Below are 15321 nucleotides of genomic sequence, written 5' to 3' on the forward strand. Positions count from 1 at the left end.
GGCCGCATGTCGATCACCAGTTCCCTGCTCTCCACCGTCCGGGCCGGCGGGCGCCGCGTCGCGGGCCGGCTCGTCCACCGGGGCTGGGCGTGGGTGCAGCGGGCGGGCGCGGTGTCCGACGAGAGCCCCGGTCCGTACCGGTTCGGTGAGCTGGGCGCGGGGACGAAGCTGACGTTCCCGCTCGGCGCGATCTTCAACGAGCGGTGGATCACGATCGGCCCGTTCTCGATCATCGGTGAGCGCGTCACCATCAGCGCGGGGTTCCTGCCCGGCCTCGACCTCGGGCCGGACCCGATCGTGCGGATCGGCGGCGGCTGTGTGATCGGCCGTGACAGCCACATCGTCGGCCACCAGTCGATCGTCCTCGGTGACGACGTCTGGACCGGTCCCGGCGTCTACATATCCGACCAGGCGCACGAGTACCGGGCCACCGATCTGCCGATCGGCAAGCAGTGGCCGCGCAACGAGCCGATCGAGATCGGCGCGGGCAGCTGGATCGGCACCGGTGCGGTGATCCTCCCCGGTGCCCGGCTGGGCCGCAACGTGGTGGTCGCGGCCGGTTCGGTGGTGCGCGGTGAGGTCCCCGACCACAGCGTGGTGGCCGGCGCCCCGGCGAAGATCGTCCGTCGTTGGACGGTCGAGGAGGGGTGGCAGCCGCCGTTCCGTACCGACCCGCCCAACCCGTTGCCCGACGGCATCACCGCCGACCAACTGCGGGCCCTCGCCGGGTGGGACCTGCGGCTGCCCGGCGAGACGGGGGTGTGAGGCGGCGCGGCCGGGCGGCGGGGAGGGGGCGGCGGGGGGCCGGCTCCGGTGTGAGGCGGGCGGCTTCGACCGGGTGCGGGGCGCCGCCGGTCAGGCCGGCTCCTGGGCGCGCTCGGCGTCCCGGGCCGCGATGGCGGCGGTGATCCGGAGCAGGTCGGCCGGCCGGGTCGGGTCGAGGCCGGTGAGGACGGCCACCCGGCGCAGCCGGTAGTCGACGGTGTTCGGGTGCAGGTGCAGGGCGCGCGCCGTGTGACGGCGGTTGAGGCCGCCGGCCAGATGGGTGCGCAGGGTGGCGAGCAGTTCGCCGCCGTCCTCCAACGGGGCGAGCAGCGAGGCGAGCCGGGATCTCGCCTGGCTCGGCCGGCTGAGCTGGTACTCCAGCAGCACGTCGTCCAGCCGGTGCAGCCCGGGCGGGCGGTCGAAGGCCTGTGCCACGCCCAGTACCTCGGCGGCCAGCACGGCCGCCGCGGCCACTCCGGCGGGGGCGGTGACGGCCGCTCCGGCCTGGACGGGGACCCCGGCGGCCCGGGCCGTGCCGCTCACGGTGTCCGTGAGGCGGTGCCAGGTGCCGGCCGGGACGCCGTCCGGCCGGCAGTCCAGCGGGATCAGCACCGGACCGCCCGAGGAGGAGAGCGCCGAGAGCGCCGACTGCCGGGTGCGGTGGGCGAGTTCGGTGCGCAGCCGGCGCAGCTTGCGATGGCCGGCCACCGTCCGGTCGACGCCGGGCGCCCGCTCGTCGGGGTGGTCGGCGACGGCGAGGCACAGGACGGCGTACGAGGGCGGCAGCCGGATCCCGGCCCTGGTGGCGGCCTCCTCGGCCGGGGCGCCGTCGAGCAGGGCGGTGAGCAGGGCGTGGCGGGCGGCCTGCCGCTCGTCGGCCATGGCGCGGCGCTCCTCGACGTACCCGGCCCCGGCGGCCGAGGTGGCCTGGCGGAGCTGGTCGAGCAGCAGCCGGTTGAGGACCAGCAGGTCGGCGGCGTCGTCGTCGCGGGCGTCCCGGGTGACCAGCTCCCAGCAGACCTCCATCCCGAGGTGGTGGGCGAGCAGGACGGCGTCCAACGGCAGTCCTTCCTCGGCGCGCCGGGCCGCGGCCTCCCGGACGGAGGTGAACTCCTCCTGGTCGGCGGGGAGTCCGGTGCGCACGGCCTGGGCGAGGGCGCGGATCCGGCGTTCGGTGACCTGGCTCAGCTCGCCCGCCACCTGCTCGTGCGGCAGACGGCGGTAGGTCGGCACCCGCGCCAGCAGGGCGGCGATGACGGTCTCGACCAACGCGGGTACGGCGCCGAGCAGCCGCTGGTCGGCGGGTACGCCGCCGATCACCGGGATCCGCCAACCGGGGGCGCGTGCGGGTGAATTGTGACCGGTCACAGAAAACACCGTCCAGGTCTGGGGGACACCCAAGGGCCGGGTCGGAGGGGCGACCGCATGATGGAGGCACTCGGGTTACCTGTTGGTAACAAACTTCCGCTGTGGAGGCAACAGTTGAGAACCCCACTTCTCCGCTTCTCCGCCGGGCCGGTCCGCCGCAGACTCCTCGGAGTGCTCGGCTCGGCCCTGCTGGCCGGCACGCTGCTCGCCGGCGCACCCGCCACCGCCGCGTACGCCGCCGCCGGTCCGGACGTGACCCCCACCGCGTCCGGACCGGCGGCCCAACTGCCCCCGGACGGTGACACGGTGGCCTCGCCGCCGGGTGCCAACGACTGGGCCTGTAAGCCGACGGCGGCCCACCCCGACCCGGTGGTGCTGGTGCACGGCACCTTCGCCAACCGCTACGAGAACTGGCTGGCCCTCTCCCCGCTGCTGAAGAGCCAGGGCTACTGCGTCTTCGCCCTCGACTACGGGACGGTCCCCGGCATCACCTCCTCCGGCAGCGGCCTGCTGCTGCCGATCGGCGGTCTCGCCCCGGCCGCCGAGTCGGCCGCCCAACTCGGGCGCTTCGTGGACCTGGTGCGCGGCGCGACCGGCGCGGCCAAGGTCGACCTGGTGGGCCACTCGCAGGGGGGCATGCTCCCGAACTACTACGTGAAGTTCCTCGGGGGCGCGGCGAAGGTCGACAAACTGATCGGCCTGGCGCCCTCCAACCACGGGACGACGCTCTCCGGGATCACCAATCTCGCCCCGTACTTCCCCGGGGTGGCGGATCTGATCTACACGGCCTGCGCGGCGTGCAAGGACCAGGTGGTGGACTCCGCCTTCAACCGGAAGATGGCCACGGTGGCGGACACCGTGCCCGGTGTCACCTACACGGTGATCTCGACGGTGTACGACGAGGTCGTCACGCCGTACCGGACGCAGTTCCTCACCGGTCCGAACGTGAACAACGTCGTCCTGCAGGACCGTTGCCCGCTCTCGCTCGCCGAGCACGTGGCGATCGCCTTCTCGCCGACCGCGTTGCACCTGGTCACCAACGCGCTCGACCCGGCCCACGCGTCCCCGGTGTACTGCGGGTGACGCCCGACCGCCGGCGGTGAGGACCGCAGGGGAGGCCGGCGGCTGAGAACCGCACAGGAAGTCGGCGGGTCCGACTTCCTGTGCGGCGGTGTGTTCACGGCGGGTGGCGGTCGGCGGTCGAGGACGAGCGTCAGGCGGGCAGCGGGCGGAAGGTGACGACGGCGGTCACCCCGTCCGGCCGCAGCTCGTACGGGCCCGGCCCGTCCAGCAGGACGGCGTCGTAGCGGTCGAGCACGGTGTCACCGAGGACGGTGCCGCCGGCCAGGCAGACCAGCAGGACGGTGCCGTCGGCCGGGGCGCCGACGGCCCCCGGGGCGGCGGCCAGGGTGAGCTCGGCGGTGGTGCGCCCGCGCCGGGTCATCACGTTGAAGTCCACCACCGGACCGTCGAGCAGCCGGCACCCGGTATCGGCCTCGCCGGCGAACGCGAACGGGCGGAACGGGGTGTCGACGAGGTGGTCGGCACCGTCCACGGTGAGGGCCATGCCGGGGCCGTCGACCAGGGTGATCACCCGGTCGATGCCGGGGAACGCGGAGAACGGCCCGGCGGAGGCGACGTCGGCGAGGCTGACCCGCCAGTCGAAGGAGTCCAGCCCGGCACCGGCGGGGAACCCGGCGACCTCCCTGGTCACCCCGCCCCCGTTCAGCCACGCCGTTGCCGGGCGCTCGCCCGCCCGCAGTACCTGGAACCGCCCGGTCGTCGTCATGGCGGCATCCTGCCACGCGGCCGGACGGGGTGGCCGGGCGAGGTGGCCGGGCGGGACGATCCGGATCGCTCCCGGCCGGGCCGTCGGTGGGTGGGTCGTCGGTGCGTGGGCCGGCCGCCTGGCCGGGCCGTCAGCGCGTGCGGGCGGTGAGGGGGAGCAGCGCGGCGAGCACGGCGGCGAAGGCCACCGTGGTGAGGGCGAGCGGGAGGCCGACGCCGTCGGCGAGGAAGCCGATCACCGGCGGGCCGATCAGCATGCCGCCGTAGCCGAGGGTGGAGGCGAGGGCGACGCCCTGCGGGCCGCCGGCGGCGCCGGCCCGGGCGATGGCGAGCGGGAAGATGTTGGCCAGGCCGAGGCCGACCAGGACGAATCCGGTCAGCGCGAGCGGGACCGACGGCGCGAGGGCGGCGAGCAGCATGCCGGCCGCGGCGGTGAGGCCGCCGAGGACCATCACCCGGGTCTGTCCCAGCCTGATGGAGAGCCAGGTGCCGGCGACCCGGCCGCTGGTCATCGCGAAGGCGTACGCGGCGTAGCCGGCGGCGGCCGTGCCGGCCCCGGCGTGGACGTCATCGGTGAGGTGCAGGGTGGTCCAGTCGGCGATGGCGCCCTCGCCGTAGGCGCAGCAGAGCGCGGTGAGGCCGAGCAGGAGGACCAACAGCCGGGCGTGCGGTATTCGGGCCGGCCTCCCGGCGGTCCCGGTGGAACTGGGGGAGGTGGGGGAGGTGGCGGACTCGGGCGACGTGGTGGCGGCGGTCGGGCGGCCGGGCGCGACGAGGGGGGCGGCCGGGCCGCGGAGCAGGACGACGCCCGCGCCCACCGTGACGGCCAGGCCCAGCAGGCCGCTCAGGGCGAGTGCCCACGCGGTGGTCAGGGTGCCGGCGAGGAGTCCGCCGACGCCCGCGCCGATCAGGCCGCCGAGGCTGTACCCGGCGTGGAAGCTGGGCATCACCGGGCGCCGGAGCTGGGCCACCAGGTCGACGGCGGCGCTGTTCATCGCGACGTTGGCGCCGCCGTACCCCGCCCCGAAGAGCAGCAGGACCCCGCCGAGCGCCGCCACCGAGTGGGCGTGGGCGGGCAGGGGGACGGCGAGGCTGAGGACCGCCAGCGAGCCGACGGTGACCGGTCGGGAGCCGTACCGGAGGCAGAGCCGGCCGACCAGCGGCATGGTGGCGACGGCGCCGGCCGAGACGCAGAGCAGGGCGAGCCCGAGTGCGCTGTGGGAGGCGCTGACCTGGCTGCGGATGTCCGGGATGCGGATCACCCAGGCGGCGAAGAGGAAGCCGTCGACGGCGAAGAAAGCGGTGAGCGCGAGCCGTGCGGCACCCCAAGGGGTGTCGGAGGCGACGCCGGTGCTGCGAGACTGGGGGGACGACCGGTCGGTTCGGTCATGGGCGCGGATTTTGTTTCGGAGCGGCACAAAGTAACAATAGGGGCGTGCAGCTCACTCCATCAAGTCCGAAGCCCGGTTCCGAGGCCGACCACGACGCCCAGCGTGACGCCCACCGCCGCTCGGCCCCCGATCGCGGTCGCACACTGCTCGGCCCGGCGCTCTCGCTCATCCACACCGGCCAGACCCCGACCCGTTCGGCGCTGACCCGCGCGCTGGACGTCACCCGGGCCACGGCCGGAGCGGTCACCGCGGAGCTGGAGGCGCTCGGTCTGATCACCGTCGACTCCCGGCCGGCCGGCGGTGGCCGCGGCCGGCCGTCGCACCGGCTCGCCATCGACCCCGCGGGTCCGGTCGTGATCGCCGGCCAGATCCACGCCGACGGACTCAGCGTCACCCTCGCCGGGCTCGGCGGGCTGCTCGATCCGCCGGTGCACCGACCGCTGCCCGCCGCCACCGACCCGGTCCGGATGCTGCGCGCCGTGGCCGAGGCCGGTGCCGAACTGGCCCGGAGCAGCGGCCGTCGCTGCCTGGCCGCCGCGCTCGCGCTGCCCAACCCGGTCACCGAACCGGACGGCACCGCGCTCGCCGCCCTGCACTTCGCCTGGCCCAGCGGCACGCCCGTCGCCGACCTGTACGACGTCGAGGTCGGCCGTGCCGACAACGGACCGCTCGCGCTCGACCCGCTGCCGACCGCGATCGCGAACGACGCCAACCTCGGCGCCCTCGCCGAGTACCGGCACGGCGCCGGTCGGGGCGCCCGCCACCTGCTGTTGGTCACCTCCGGCCACCGCGGCGTCGGCGGCGCGCTGGTGATCGACGGCCGGCTGCACACCGGGAGCGCCGGGCTCGCGCTGGAGGTCGGCCACCTCACCGTCGACCCGCAGGGCCGCCCCTGCCAGTGCGGCAACCGCGGCTGCCTCAACTCCGAGACCGACCCGGACGCGCTGTTCGCCGCCGCCGGGCTCACTCCCGCCCCGGACCGCCCGCTGCTCGACCAGGCCCGCGACCTCTGCCACGCCGCCGCCACCGACGAGCGGGCGCGGGCGGCCGTCGAGCACGTCATCGACCGGCTCGGCCTCGGGCTGGCCGGGGTCGCCAACATCCTCAATCCGGACCGGGTGGTGCTCAGCGGCCTGCACCTGGACCTGCTGGAGGCCGCGCCGGAGCGGCTGCGCGCGGTGGTCGCCGAGCGCAGCCTGTGGGGGCGCAGCGGCCGGGTGCCGATCGTCGGCGCCGAGCTGGCACACGGCGCGCTGGCGGGCGCGGCCGAGCTGGCCTGGAAGCCGTACCTGGCGGACCCGCAGTCGGTCCAGGCAGGGGTGTAGCCGGGGGCGTGGTCGGGGGTGTGGTCGGGCGGGGTGGCCGCGGTATCGGCGGGGCGGTCCGGGGCGCGACCGCGGCGCCGGTGGGGCGTGCCGGGCGGCTGCGGATAAGCGGAAGCTGGGGCTGCGAAAACCGTCACTTATCGTGACTCTCGTACACTCGTAGTGAGCAATCGGGGGGTTCGATCGAGGAGAGTGACCATGGGTGCGCAGCTGAGTGCCGAACCGGCCGAGGACGTTGACCGTTCCGAGGATGTCGACCGCTCCGACGCGGCCTACCGCGGCTGGCTCAAGGAGGCGGTGCGCAAGGTCCACGCCGACGCCAACCGCTCCGCCGACACCCATCTGCTCCGCTTCCCGCTCCCCGTCGACTGGGGCATCGACCTCTACCTCAAGGACGAATCCACCCACCCCACCGGCTCGTTGAAGCACCGGCTGGCCCGCTCGCTCTTCCTGTACGGGCTCTGCAACGGCTGGATCCGCCCCGGCAAGCCGGTGATCGAGGCGTCCAGCGGTTCCACCGCCGTCTCCGAGGCCTACTTCGCCCAGTTGATCGGTGTGCCGTTCATCGCCGTGATGGCCAAGTCCACCAGCCAGGCCAAGATCGACCTGATCGAGTTCCACGGCGGTGAGTGTCATCTGGTCGAGCGCTCCGACGAGGTCTACGCGGCCTCCGCCCAGCTCGCGGAGGAGACCGGCGGCCACTACATGGACCAGTTCACGTACGCCGAGCGGGCCACCGACTGGCGGGGCAACAACAACATCGCCGAGTCGGTGTTCGCGCAGCTGCGGCTGGAGCCGCACCCCGAGCCGGCCTGGATCGTCGCCACCGCCGGGACGGGTGGCACCTCGGCGACCATCGCCCGGTACGTGCACTACATGCAGTACGACACCCGGATCTGCGTCGCCGACCCGGAGAACTCCTGTTTCTTCGAGGGCTGGGTCGGCCACGATCCGGACGCGGTCTGCGAGAGCGGGTCGCGGATCGAGGGGATCGGCCGGCCGCGGATGGAGCCGAGCTTCGTGCCCGGGGCGATCGACCGGATGATGAAGGTCCCGGACGCCGCCTCGGTCGCCGCCGTGCGGGTGCTGGAGCGGGTGCTCGGCAAGAAGGCCGGCGCTTCTACCGGGACGGGGCTGTGGAGCGCCCTGAAGATCGTCGCCGAGATGCGTGCGGCGGGGGAGCGGGGCAGCGTGGTCACCCTGATCTGCGACCCGGGGGACCGCTACCTCGACAAGTACTACTCCGACGACTGGCTGGCCGGTGAGCGGATCGACATCGCGCCCCACCGGGCCCGGCTGGAGTCGTTCCTGGCCGGCGCGGTCTGGACGGGCTGACCCCGCGCCGGACCGAAGGCCGACCGGTCACGGCCCGGCGCCGCCGGGCGGCGCCGGGCTCCGTGGCGGGGCGGTGTGGCGGTAGGGCGGTGGCAGGGCGGTGGGGTGGTCAGGCGGCCGGGGTGCGCGGGGCGGTCCGGTGCTCGGTCAGCAGCAGCGCGGCGGTCGCCGCGACGAGGAGCGCCGTCGCGGCGTGGATGCCGAGCGCGGCGGCGGTCGAGCCGTGGTGGGTCAGGACGGTGACGGCGTCGTCGAGCGGGATCAGCGCCTCCACCAGCAGCAGCCAGCCGAGGGCCCGCCGCTGGCCGGTGGCGAGCAGGACGAGCGGGGCGATGCCGGTGGCGAGGTCCCGGATGCCCTTGATCGAGAAGAACGCGGCGGCGTCGCCGTGCGGCCACTCGGGCAGACCGAAGCCGGAGACGGTGCTCTCCGGGACGAACAGGTAGCTGACGCCGACGTAGCCGATCCCGAGTGCGATCAGCACGGTGAGGACGGTGGCGATCCTCCGTCGGACGGTGCCGGTGGCCGGGTCGGTGCCGGTGGTGCCGGTGGTGCCGGCTGCCGAGACGGCGTAGGTGTCGCGGGTGGGCGCGATGCTGGTGCCGGACATGTGAATCCCCCTGGATCCGTGAGGCTTGCGCCGCACTGACTGCTAGCGCTGCTAGGAACAGGAATGAAGCTAGCGCGTTCACCGCTCTACTGTCTAGCACTGCTAGGATCGATGTCATGTCAATCCAGGAGCGCCGCGAGCGCGAACGCGCCGAGCGGCATCAGCTGATCATTCGAACTGCCCGGGAGCTGGCGGAGGCCGAGGGCTGGGAGGCGGTGACGACGCGTCGGCTGGCCGACCGGATCGAGTACAGCCAGCCCGTGCTGTACAGCCACTTCGCCGGCAAGGACGCGATCGTGGCCGCCGTGGCGCTGGAGGGTTTCGCGGAGCTGGCCGCCGATCTCCGGGCGGTCGCCCGCGAGGCGGACGGGCCGGTCGAGACCTTCCGTGCCGTGGCGGGCCGCTACCTGGCGTTCGCGGCGGCCAATCCGGCACTCTACGACGCCATGTTCACCCTGGCCACGGACCTGCCGTTCGGGCGCCCGGACGCGCCCGCCGCGTTGAAGGAGGGCTTCGCCGCCCTCGCCGGACCGGTCGCCGAGGTGGCCGGCCCGGAGGATCCGGAGCCGTTCACCGAGGTGGTCTGGGCGGCCCTGCACGGCCTGGTCACCCTCGCCCGGAGCGGCCGCCTCCGGCCGGACCACGCCGAGCACCGCCTGGCGTTGCTGGTGGAGCGGATGCTGGGGAAGGAGGCGGCCCCGGAGCGCCGTTGAGGGCGTACCGGCAGCCGGCGGTACCGGCTCAGCCGCCGGGCCGGTCCACGCCCACGCCGGCCGCCCGGCGGATCACCGCCGTGCCGCCCGCGAGGTCGATGCCGGTGCGTTTCGGTGCGCCGTCGTGCTCGTCGTCCCGCAGCACCAGCTCGATGCGGCGCTGCTCCAGCTGCACGCGCTTGCCCGGATAGAGCAGCGCGTGCAGTTCCTCGGTGGCCGTCGCTCCGGCACCCCGTTCGCCGGGGCGGGGGCGACCGGGGCCCGGGTGAGGGGTGCCCGGCCCACCTGCGGGCCGAGCGAGCAGCCGGCGGGTGACCGCGCCGAGGAAGAACGCCACGACCAGGCCGGCCGGCAGCAGCAGGCCGCCCGCGGCGCCGGTGAGAAGCATGCTCATTCCGGCCCAACGGCCCTCGGCCGGGCGTGAGTTCCCCGTCCATGCCGCCACCCCGGCCCCGCCCCCCCGCTGGCGGTCCCGCGCCTGCCCCGCCCCGGTCAGGGCAGCCGGGCCAACGGCAGGTCGGCCGGCACGAGCAGCTGGAGCTCCTCGGTGGACGGGTCCGCGAGCTGGGCGACCCGCATGGCGTGCCGTTCCACCATGGTCTCGAAGACCTGCCGGGCGGTGCGCCCGTTGCCGAAGTTGGGGCCGCGCTCCAGGGTGCCGAAGTGCTGGAGCAGCGCGCCCTCGGTGGCCTCGGCCAGCGCGTACTCGTGCTCGGCGCACTGCGCGCGGGCGATCTCCAGCAGCTCGTCCGCGGTGTAGTCGGGAAAGGTGACGGTGCGGGAGAACCGGGACGAGACACCGGGGTTGGCGGAGAGGAAGCGTTCCATCTCGGCGGTGTAGCCGGCCACGATGACCACCACCTCGTCCCGGTGGTCCTCCATCAGCTTCACCAGGGTGTCGATCGCCTCCCGGCCGAAGTCCCGGGCGCCGTCCTCGGGAGCCAGTGCGTACGCCTCGTCGATGAAGAGCACCCCGCCGCGGGCCCGGTCGAAGGCGGCCGCGGTACGGATCGCGGTGGAGCCGATGTGCTCGCCGACCAGGTCGACCCGGGCCACCTCGACCAGGTGTCCGCGCTGGAGCACCCCGAGCGAGGCCAGGATCTCGCCGTAGAGCCGGGCCACGGTGGTCTTGCCGGTGCCGGGGGCCCCGGTGAAGACGAGGTGGCGGCGGAGCGAGGGGGCCTTCAGCCCGGCCTGGCGGCGCCGGCGGCCGACCGCGATCAGGTCGATCAGGGTCCGGACCTCCTGCTTGACGGTGGCCAGGCCCACCAGCGCGTCGAGTTCGGCCAGGGCCTCGTCGGCGGGGCGGCAGTCCGGGATCGGCCCGATCGCCGCAGGTGCCGTCAAGGCGGGTGCCGTCGTGGCGACTTGGGAGGCCCTGGCGGACCGGGGGGCCGGCAGGTCGGAGGCGGGCGCGGGCGGGGCGACGTCGTCCGAGGTGCAGGCCTCCACCACCGGACCGGGCTCGGAGAACTCGAAGCCGGCCCGTTCGTTCTGCTCGGCCCGGCAGCGGGTCAGGACGGTGCGGCAGCCGTCGATGATGTGGAAGCCGAACCCCTTGCCGTGCGAGACCCGGCAGTCCTCGAAGGTGCCCCGGCCCTGGGCCGAGACGTAGACGCCGGCGTCCGAGCTGGCCCGGACGGTGCAGTCGCGCAGGACCGGGTCGGCGCCCTTGGTGACGATCACGCCGGTGGCGACGTCGGAGATCTCGCAGTCGGTGAGCAGTCCGCCGCTGCCGTGGTCGCGGAACCAGAGCCCGGTGCCGGCCTCCTGGACCCGGCAGCCGCTCAGCGTCACCCCGGCGCCGCCGCTGACCGACACGGCGGAGCTGCGGATCCGGCTGAACGAGCAGCCCTCGGCGGTGGCGGCGGAGTCGCGGTCCAGGACGAAGAGCGCGTCCGGCAGGTCGTGCAGCGAGCAGTCGGTGAGGGTGAGCCGGGCGCCGTCGCTGACCCACAGGGCCGGGTACTCCCCGGTCGAGCTGTGGATCTCGCAGGACTCGGCGGTGGCCTCGGTGCCCTGGTCCCAGACCGAGAGCGCGCCGCGTCCGAAGTCGCGCACGGTGCTGTTGGTCAGCGTGAGCCGGGCCCGGCCGCGCAGGTCGGCGCCGTTCTCCGGCAGGTCGTGCACCCGGCAGCCGGTCAGGACGAGTTCGGCCTCGCTGTCCAGGGTGATCCCGTTGCCGGTGACCCGGTGGATGTCGCAGTCGACCAGCCGACCGCCGGCGTGCGCCTCGGCCTGGACGCCGCTGCCCCGGATCTCGTAGATCTCGCAGCCGGTGAGTTCGGCGGCGCTGCCCGGGTCGGCGAGGAGGACCCCGGCGCCGGTCGCGTGGTGGACCCGGCAGCGTTCCAGCACGGCGGTCGCGCCGTCGAGGACGGCCAGTCCGGCCTGTCCGGCGGCGGCGACCTCGCAGTCCTCGAAGGCCGCCGCGGTGCCCGGTCCGCGCAGTCGAAGGCCCAGTCCGGTGGGGTTGACGACCACGCAGCCGCGCAGGGTGGGCCGGGCTCCGCCGGTGACCTCGACGCCGGTGGCCGAGCGGGTCTCCACCCGGCAGCCGCTGAGCGCGGGCGTTGCCTCGGGGCCGGTGACCAGCACGGCCGGGAGGGAGCTGTCGCTGCCCTCGATCACCAGGTCGCGGACGGTGGCGGCGGCCGTGACGGTCAGCGGCACCCCGCTCGGCGGGTCGATCCGGACGGTGCCGGGGCCCTGCGCCGGGACGAGTGTGACCGGTTTGTCCAGCACCAGGTTCTCCCGGAAGGTGCCCGGCCGGACGGTCACGGTGTCGCCCGGTTCGGCGGCCGCGAGGGCTTCCGCGAGGGTGTCGTACTCGCCGGCGCGCCGACGCCAGCGCGAGGCGCTGTCCTGGGTGACCCGGACCCTGTGCTCAGCCATGACGGTCTGTCGTCCCCACCTTCATCGAGCCGGCGATCAACGGGCCGTACGCGCGGGGTGCACGGCGGCCCGCCCACCGTAGCGCGCCCGCGCGGGTGGTCCGGCCGCCGGTCGTCCGGCCCGGCCGGGGACCGTCGCGTGTTCCACACATGCTTCAACGAGCGCGCACAGTTCGGGTTCCGAACGCGGCGCCGGTACCGGCCGGGCGGGGCCGTGGCGTACCTGGCGTACGCGGCGGCGGACCGGGCGCCGTACGCAGCACCTTAACGTCCGTCGGCGGTGGAAGCGGGAGGGGCGCCCGTCGTCGGCGGGCGCCCCCGGCTCACACCCGCTCGTCCGCCGGCCAGTGCGCGCCGCCCTCCAGCACCTCGACCTCGTCGCCGACCCGGAGCGTGCCGAGCGCGTCGCCCTCGACACCGGCCGGGCGCTCGGGGATCAGGTTCTGCCCGAAGGCCGCCTTCTTCAGCAGCCGGTGGTGGCGGGCCAGCGTGCGCAGCGGCTCGGGGCCGCGCCGCTCGCCGCTCTCCTGGTCGGTGGTGGTGACCACACAGCGACCGCAGGGCTTGACCACCTTGAAGGTCAGCCCGCCGATCCGGATCCGCCGCCAGCCGTCCTCGGCCCACGGCTCGCTGCCGGAGACGATCACGTTGGGGCGGAAGCGGTCCATCGGGAGCGGCTCGTGGTGCTCCGGGTGCTCCGGGTGCTCCTCGGCGATCAGGGCGTTGAGCCGGTCCAGCGAGGCGGTGGTGGTGAGCAGCAGCGGGAAGCCGTCGGCCATCGAGACGGTGTCGCCGGGCTCGCCGAAGTGCGGGTCGACCGGTCGCGCGCGGGGGTTGTCCAGGTGCACCAGCCGGTAGTCGCCCAGGTGCTCGGCGATCCAGAGCTGGGCCTCCTTGAGGGCCTCGGCGGCGTGGAAGCGGGTGCCCCAGACCTCGACCTCGGCGAGCGGGTCGCCGACCGCGGCGGCCGGCGCCGGCACCTCGATCCGGGCGCCGCCGGGGGCGGTGAGCACCAGGGCGCCGTCGGCGGCGGGCTCCGCGCGGACCTGGCCGAGGGCGGTGTTGTCACGCTGGCTGACGAAGCGTCCGGTGGCGTCCGCCAGCATCCAGCGCCGGTCGCCGGCCAGACCCCACGGCTCGACCAGGGCATGCTCGGGGCTCAGGCGGTACATCGACTTGACGGGGTAGACGTGCAGTCCGGTGAGCAGCATTCCTCCATCCTGCCAGTTCCCCGTGAACGACCGGCCCCCTGCCCGCCGCGGCTCGTCCGGCCCCCGTACGCGCACGGACCGCCCGGACGCCGTGGGGGTGGCGGTCCGGGCGGTCCGTGGATGACCCGTTTCTCCGTACGCCCGGCGCGGGAACGCGTCGGGGTGGTGCTCAGGTGCCGTGGGTGGGGGCCGGGTGGGGCCGGCCCCGGGGTGTGTCGGTCAGTAGCCCTGCCCCTGCGGCTGGTAGCCCTGCTGGAACTGGCCGGGCTCGCCGTACGGGCCCGGGCGCTGCGGCTGCATCGGGCGGACCGGTGCGACCGGGGAGACGGCCGGGCGCAGCTGGGCGCCGCCGAAACCCTGCTCGCCGCCGTTGCCCTGGAAGCCGGCACCGGCCTGGCCCGGGCCGCCGAAGGACTGCTGCCCGCCGAAGGACTGCTGGCTCGCGAAGCCCTGCTGCCCGCCGAAGCTCTGCGGACCCCCGTTCGGCTGGCCGGCCGCGTTCGGCTGGCCGCCGAAGGGGCCGGGAGCGCCCATCGGCTGCGCGCCGAAGGTCTGCTGGCCGCCCTGGCCGGCGCCGACGAAGGTGTTCTGGCCGCCGAAGCTCTGGCCGCCGGAGGGCTGGTAGCCGCCGCCGGTGGCCTGCGAGAAGCCGGGGGCCGGAGCCTGCGGCCGCTGCCCGGACAGGTACGGCTGGGGGCCGCCGTAGCCGGGGGCGGGGGGCTGGGGCGCGGCGGCGTACGCAGGCGCGGGCTGCGCCGGGATGTACGCCGTGGCGGGGCCGGCGGAGGGAGCGCTGCTCGGGCCGGGGCCCAGGGCGAGGCGCGCGGGCGGCAGCGCGGGGAGGTTGCTGCCGGGGGAGTCGTACCCGGTCGCGTACCGGTTCTCGTAGGACGGGCCGAGGCCGGATCCGTAACCGGACGAGAGCGCCGGCGGCAGGGCGGCCGGCACGTTGATGGGCGCGATCTGCGGGACACCGCGCTCTGCGACGAGGCTGTCGTAGATGGGCGTGCCGGAGGAGAAGGACGGAGAGGGGTAGCCGACTCCGTCGTAGGAGCGGGGCGAGGTCATGGGGCATACGGTAAGCCCACAATGCGCCTGCTGAGGAGAGTGGGAGCCCGAGCAGTTCGAGTGTTTACACAGTCTTCGCTCGCACAAAAGTTTCGAAAGTGTGAAGAACGGACATTCCGGCGACCACTTCAGGCCAGCTTCGGGGCGGGGTGCGGGCTCGAACGGTGCCCGGACTGAGCCGGTGAAGCCCCGTGCGGTAACGGGCCGGTGGACGGTTCGGGGCCAGGCGAAGAAACTTTTGCGGTCGGGGCGTGCGCCGGCGCATTCGAGCCCCTGCCGACCGGGCGGCAGAGGCTCGTGAATGTTTCGGGGATAAAGTTCCCGTGAGGGCGGTCCGGGGCGACAGAACCCGAGGTCAGCGCGCCTGTGCCGGTGTCGGCACGGCCTGCGTCGGGAAGCCCGGACGGCCCGCCACCTCCGAGGTGCAGAACGAGCAGCGCACCGCCGCCACCGGGATCGGGCTCAGGCACTCCGGGCAGTCCGCCTTGGCCACCGGAGCCGGCTTGGCGCCCTCCAGCCGCGTCTGCAGCCGGCCGACCGGGACCACCACGATGAAGTAGATCACCGCGGCCACCAGCACGAAGCTGATCAGGGCGTTCACGAACACGCCGTACGGGAAGCGGGTGCCGGCCACCGCGAAGGTCTTCTGGGTGAAGTCGCCGACGGCGCCGGTGGCGACCCCGATGAGCGGGGTCAGGAAGGCGGTCACGAACCCGGTGACGACAGCGGTGAACGCCGCACCGATGACGATGCCGACCGCGAGGTCCACGACGTTGCCGCGCAGCAGGAAGCTGCGGAATCCCTTGAGCACCGGGTGACTCCAAATCCGTACGGGAGAGGGTGAGATGGGACC

Annotated in this window: 14 protein-coding genes; 5 read left to right on the forward strand and 9 right to left on the reverse strand. The window is 74.5% G+C overall.

What is annotated here, in order from left to right:
- The first annotated feature begins 6 nt into the window (after positions 1 to 6).
- Positions 7 to 765: an acyltransferase gene (locus ACIQTO_RS34160; protein ID WP_402396466.1), complete on the forward strand. Its 759-nt coding sequence runs from the start codon at positions 7 to 9 to the stop codon at positions 763 to 765.
- Positions 766 to 855: 90 nt separating this feature from the next.
- On the opposite strand, the gene ACIQTO_RS34165 is transcribed toward ACIQTO_RS34160, so the two are convergent.
- Complete coding sequence (locus ACIQTO_RS34165) at positions 856 to 2133, reverse strand: PucR family transcriptional regulator (protein WP_402396468.1); 1278 nt, start codon at positions 2131 to 2133, stop codon at positions 856 to 858.
- 114 nt (positions 2134 to 2247) lie between these two features.
- Here ACIQTO_RS34165 and ACIQTO_RS34170 point away from each other — a divergent pair, with 114 nt between their 5' ends.
- Entirely contained in the window at positions 2248 to 3216 is a 969-nt protein-coding gene (locus ACIQTO_RS34170) for an esterase/lipase family protein (RefSeq protein WP_402396470.1), read from the forward strand.
- 130 nt (positions 3217 to 3346) lie between these two features.
- Here the strand turns inward: ACIQTO_RS34170 and ACIQTO_RS34175 are convergent, their stop codons facing one another.
- Positions 3347 to 3922 (reverse strand): HutD family protein, encoded by a 576-nt coding sequence (locus ACIQTO_RS34175; protein WP_402396473.1) that lies wholly within the window; start codon positions 3920 to 3922, stop codon positions 3347 to 3349.
- A gap of 130 nt (positions 3923 to 4052) precedes the next feature.
- Entirely contained in the window at positions 4053 to 5339 is a 1287-nt protein-coding gene (locus ACIQTO_RS34180) for an MFS transporter (protein ID WP_402396476.1), read from the reverse strand.
- A 116-nt stretch (positions 5340 to 5455) separates the two neighbouring features.
- On the opposite strand from ACIQTO_RS34180, the gene ACIQTO_RS34185 reads away from it, so the two are divergent.
- Positions 5456 to 6637: an ROK family protein gene (locus ACIQTO_RS34185; protein ID WP_402396609.1), complete on the forward strand. Its 1182-nt coding sequence runs from the start codon at positions 5456 to 5458 to the stop codon at positions 6635 to 6637.
- Positions 6638 to 6835: 198 nt separating this feature from the next.
- Positions 6836 to 7972, forward strand: coding sequence for a PLP-dependent cysteine synthase family protein (locus tag ACIQTO_RS34190; protein ID WP_402396479.1), 1137 nt, complete (start codon positions 6836 to 6838; stop codon positions 7970 to 7972).
- 109 nt (positions 7973 to 8081) lie between these two features.
- Here ACIQTO_RS34190 and ACIQTO_RS34195 read toward each other — a convergent pair whose 3' ends face one another.
- Entirely contained in the window at positions 8082 to 8582 is a 501-nt protein-coding gene (locus tag ACIQTO_RS34195) for a DUF4267 domain-containing protein (protein ID WP_402396481.1), read from the reverse strand.
- 116 nt (positions 8583 to 8698) lie between these two features.
- Here ACIQTO_RS34195 and ACIQTO_RS34200 point away from each other — a divergent pair, with 116 nt between their 5' ends.
- On the forward strand, positions 8699 to 9295 hold the full coding sequence (locus ACIQTO_RS34200; RefSeq protein WP_402396484.1) for a TetR/AcrR family transcriptional regulator: 597 nt from the start codon (positions 8699 to 8701) through the stop codon (positions 9293 to 9295).
- A 28-nt stretch (positions 9296 to 9323) separates the two neighbouring features.
- On the opposite strand, the gene ACIQTO_RS34205 is transcribed toward ACIQTO_RS34200, so the two are convergent.
- From ACIQTO_RS34205 to mscL, 5 genes are all read right to left on the reverse strand, one after another.
- Positions 9324 to 9689: a DUF6191 domain-containing protein gene (locus ACIQTO_RS34205; protein ID WP_402396486.1), complete on the reverse strand. Its 366-nt coding sequence runs from the start codon at positions 9687 to 9689 to the stop codon at positions 9324 to 9326.
- A gap of 98 nt (positions 9690 to 9787) precedes the next feature.
- Entirely contained in the window at positions 9788 to 12190 is a 2403-nt protein-coding gene (locus ACIQTO_RS34210; RefSeq protein ID WP_402396489.1) for a right-handed parallel beta-helix repeat-containing protein, read from the reverse strand.
- A 322-nt stretch (positions 12191 to 12512) separates the two neighbouring features.
- The gene (locus tag ACIQTO_RS34215; RefSeq protein ID WP_402396492.1) at positions 12513 to 13400 is read right to left on the reverse strand and encodes an MOSC domain-containing protein; all 888 of its coding nucleotides are present in this window, start codon (positions 13398 to 13400) and stop codon (positions 12513 to 12515) included.
- A 219-nt stretch (positions 13401 to 13619) separates the two neighbouring features.
- Positions 13620 to 14468, reverse strand: a complete 849-nt coding sequence (locus ACIQTO_RS34220; protein WP_402396495.1) for a DUF6643 family protein — start codon at positions 14466 to 14468, stop codon at positions 13620 to 13622.
- A gap of 355 nt (positions 14469 to 14823) precedes the next feature.
- On the reverse strand, positions 14824 to 15279 hold the full coding sequence (gene mscL, locus ACIQTO_RS34225; RefSeq protein ID WP_402396498.1) for a large conductance mechanosensitive channel protein MscL: 456 nt from the start codon (positions 15277 to 15279) through the stop codon (positions 14824 to 14826).
- Between the last annotated feature and the right edge of the window lie 42 nt (positions 15280 to 15321).

Source organism: Kitasatospora sp. NPDC091207, from assembly GCF_044768625.1.
Classification (GTDB): Bacteria; Actinomycetota; Actinomycetes; order Streptomycetales; family Streptomycetaceae; genus Kitasatospora.

Bases quoted from the DNA above. Each gene is read 5' to 3' on its own strand.
- ACIQTO_RS34160 (WP_402396466.1), top strand. From the start codon at position 7: ATGTCGATCACCAGTTCCCTGCTCTCCACCGTCCGGGCCGGCGGGCGC.
- ACIQTO_RS34175 (WP_402396473.1), bottom strand. From the start codon at position 3,922: ATGACGACGACCGGGCGGTTCCAGGTACTGCGGGCGGGCGAGCGCCCG.
- ACIQTO_RS34190 (WP_402396479.1), top strand. From the start codon at position 6,836: ATGGGTGCGCAGCTGAGTGCCGAACCGGCCGAGGACGTTGACCGTTCC.
- ACIQTO_RS34195 (WP_402396481.1), bottom strand. From the start codon at position 8,582: ATGTCCGGCACCAGCATCGCGCCCACCCGCGACACCTACGCCGTCTCG.
- ACIQTO_RS34200 (WP_402396484.1), top strand. From the start codon at position 8,699: ATGTCAATCCAGGAGCGCCGCGAGCGCGAACGCGCCGAGCGGCATCAG.
- ACIQTO_RS34205 (WP_402396486.1), bottom strand. From the start codon at position 9,689: ATGAGCATGCTTCTCACCGGCGCCGCGGGCGGCCTGCTGCTGCCGGCC.
- ACIQTO_RS34210 (WP_402396489.1), bottom strand. From the start codon at position 12,190: ATGGCTGAGCACAGGGTCCGGGTCACCCAGGACAGCGCCTCGCGCTGG.
- ACIQTO_RS34215 (WP_402396492.1), bottom strand. From the start codon at position 13,400: ATGCTGCTCACCGGACTGCACGTCTACCCCGTCAAGTCGATGTACCGC.
- ACIQTO_RS34220 (WP_402396495.1), bottom strand. From the start codon at position 14,468: ATGACCTCGCCCCGCTCCTACGACGGAGTCGGCTACCCCTCTCCGTCC.